Origin of the sequence: Moorena sp. SIO2C4 (genome assembly GCF_010672485.1) — a bacterium.
Taxonomy (GTDB): Bacteria; Cyanobacteriota; Cyanobacteriia; order Cyanobacteriales; family Coleofasciculaceae; genus Moorena; species Moorena producens.
This window is the reverse complement of record NZ_JAAHGN010000991.1, coordinates 1-2,841: the sequence shown is the minus strand read 5'-3', so window position 1 is coordinate 2,841 and position 2,841 is coordinate 1. Positions and strand designations below refer to the sequence as shown.

Below are 2,841 nucleotides of genomic sequence, written 5' to 3'. Positions count from 1 at the left end.
TCAGCAGTGTTGCCAGAATTACGGTAAACACTCCAGCAAAAAGACTCCGTGTCAATCCATAAGACTGCACTAGCAACTGCTGAGAGGAACGAATTACCCAAGAGGTAACGGTCCCAGCATCAAACATTTTACTCAGAGCTAGTTCAGTCATCCCTAGGCGAATCGCTAAAGCATCTAACAAAGAGGTTAAAACCTCCAAATACGTTGGCAGTTTCCGAAATAAACGCTGAATTTGCTCAGCTACTGTTGGTCCAATCACTAAGCCGATCCCTGTCAAACCAGCGATTAAGCCTAAATAAACCAGAATAACCGCTAGCCAGCGGGGAATCCTTAACTTTTCAGCACTATCAATAATTGGTGCTAGAGTAGATGCGAGCACTACTGCAATCATCAGTACTACTAGCAAAGCTCTAAGTTGCCACAGCAGGACTATTGTCAAGCCAGTAGCAACAATCAGCAGTAAGTTAGCTAAGGAGATTTTAAGGCGTAGCATAGACTTCCATTTGCATGTTGAGTGCCTGCAAATAGTCTACAGAGAAAACACCTGAATTAGTTGACGGTTGACGGTACGGTCTTCAACCTACCCTTTTGAATTAAGAATGTAGAATGTAGAATGTAGAATTTGAAATTTGGGCGTTGCTGAATAATGGAATGATTTTAAGAGTGTTTAGGTGCGCGCCTCCTAGGCCGGGGAACCCGGCCTTGGGTCGCACCTGTGGAATGGGCATCAGCCGTGGAACTGGCATCTTGCCAGTTTCATGCTTATTTTCGTGCGGGCAGGATGCCCACTCTACTCCTATTCAGCGCGAAGATTTAGCAACGCTAGAATTGGGAATTCTACATTCTTAATTCTACATTCTACATTCTCAAAGACACCCTACCCTATACCGAACGCCAAAGGCAAACAACCCCATAACCTTGGCCTATTGGCCACGCTTCGCGAACAACCTTCAACCTTCAACCTTCAACCTTCAACTTTTAACTTTCAACTTTCAACTTTCAACCTTGATCAATCCAACTCCTCTTCTCCCACATCATGAAGGGCTGGGGGAGCATCACCGGGTGTTCGCAACATTTCCACCATCTCCTGAATTTCTGCTGGAGGTGGGGGTGTCAGGCGAGAAACCACTACAGTCACAATGAAATTAAGCACCATCCCTACGGTACCAATCCCCTCAGGGGAAATACCGAAAAACCAGGGTGTCATACTATAGAACTTCACCCCAATGATGTAAACGGTGGTAAAAACTAACCCTACCACCATGCCAGCAATTGCCCCTTCTCGGTTGGTTCGCTTATCAAATACCCCTAGCAGAATGACTGGGAAAAAGCTGGCAGCGGCTAAACCAAAGGCAAAGGCTACCACTTGGGCTACAAATCCAGGGGGATTGATACCAAAGTAACCGGCAATGGCAATGGCAGCAATTACCATAATTCGACCCACCATCAATCGTTGGGACTCCGACGCCCTAGGATTAATGATGCGGTAGTAGACATCGTGGGCGATTGAGCTAGAAATCACTAGCAGTAAGCCCGATGCAGTGGATAGAGCGGCGGCTAGTCCTCCTGCTGCTACTAAGGCAATCACCCAGGGAGCAAGTTTGGCTACCTCTGGTGTGGAGAGTACAATGATATCTCGGTCAATCTTAATTTCATTGGTCTCTTTGTCCGGTTTCAGCTCAATCTTGCCATTGCCGTTTTTATCGTCAAACGCCAATAAACCAGTATTTTCCCATTTGGTTGCCCAGTCTAGCTGACGCACTTCCTCAATGGTATGGTCATGGAGGCTATCAATCAGGTTATAGCGGGCAAAGGCAGCAACGGCGGGAGCTGTGGTGTAGAGTATGGCAATGAATAATAGCGCCCAGCCAGCGGAATAACGAGCAGCTCTAGCATTGCGTACGGTGTAAAAGCGTACAATCACATGGGGAAGTCCAGCAGTACCGACCATCAAGGCAATGGTGATAAATAAGACATCCAGCATGGACTTGTTGGCAAAGGGTTTAGTGTATTCCTGGAAACCTAGATCTACCTGAATTTGATTGAGTTTCGGGATAATGTCACTGAAGGTGAATCCTAGCTGGGGAATCGGGTTGTCGGTCAGTAGAGTTGCGATCGCAATCGCTGGAATCAGGTAAGCCACAATCAACACGCCATACTGGGCAACTTGAGTCCAGGTAATGCCTTTCATCCCCCCCAGCACGGCAAAAAATGCCACAATTACCATGCCAATCACGACACCCTGACCGATATCCACTTGCAGAAAGCGGCTAAATACAATACCTACCCCTCGCATTTGTCCTGCGACATAGGTTAAGGAGACAAAAATAGCAGCAACTACTGCTACCAACCGAGCAACATTCGAGTAATAGCGGTCTCCCACAAAGTCGGGTACTGTGTATTTTCCAAACTTCCGCAGGTAAGGGGCTAACAATAGCGCTAGTAGCACATATCCTCCTGTCCAGCCCATCAGGTAAATTGAGCCATCATATCCTAAGAAAGAGATTAGCCCTGCCATAGAAATAAAGGAAGCAGCAGACATCCAATCTGCCGCTGTAGCAGCACCATTAGCAACAGCGGGAACACCTTGATCTGCTACGAAAAACCCTTTACTATCGCGCACCCGAGAGCGCCAACCAATGTAAAGGTAGAGAATAAAGGAAATAATGACCAATACACTGGTCCAAGCTTCAACTGTCATAGATATTTACTTGTCTGAATAATTGCTATAGCGCTGCGCGCAGGGAATCGGGAATCGGGAATCGGGAATCGGGAATCGGGACAAAATCCTATGTACATCATTACTATGAGAAACCCTATATAGGGATTGTTGGTAATAAA

The 2,841-nt window shown here is 46.6% G+C and carries 3 protein-coding genes; 1 reads left to right on the top strand and 2 read right to left on the bottom strand.

Annotated elements, in window-relative coordinates:
• Positions 1 to 493: AI-2E family transporter (locus tag F6K20_RS32555; RefSeq protein WP_287297529.1), on the bottom strand; the 493-nt coding region annotated here is incomplete at its 3' end.
• A 265-nt stretch (positions 494 to 758) separates the two neighbouring features.
• On the opposite strand from F6K20_RS32555, the gene F6K20_RS32550 reads away from it, so the two are divergent.
• Positions 759 to 1,040, top strand: coding sequence for a hypothetical protein (locus tag F6K20_RS32550; RefSeq protein ID WP_287251113.1), 282 nt, complete (start codon positions 759 to 761; stop codon positions 1,038 to 1,040).
• Here F6K20_RS32550 and F6K20_RS32545 read toward each other — a convergent pair.
• Positions 1,010 to 2,701 carry a sodium:solute symporter family protein gene (locus F6K20_RS32545; protein WP_287251115.1) on the bottom strand — a complete coding sequence of 564 codons (1,692 nt, stop codon included), beginning with the start codon at positions 2,699 to 2,701 and terminating at the stop codon, positions 1,010 to 1,012. The two genes, F6K20_RS32550 and F6K20_RS32545, sit on opposite strands and share 31 nt — an antisense overlap.
• Positions 2,702 to 2,841 lie beyond the last annotated feature (140 nt).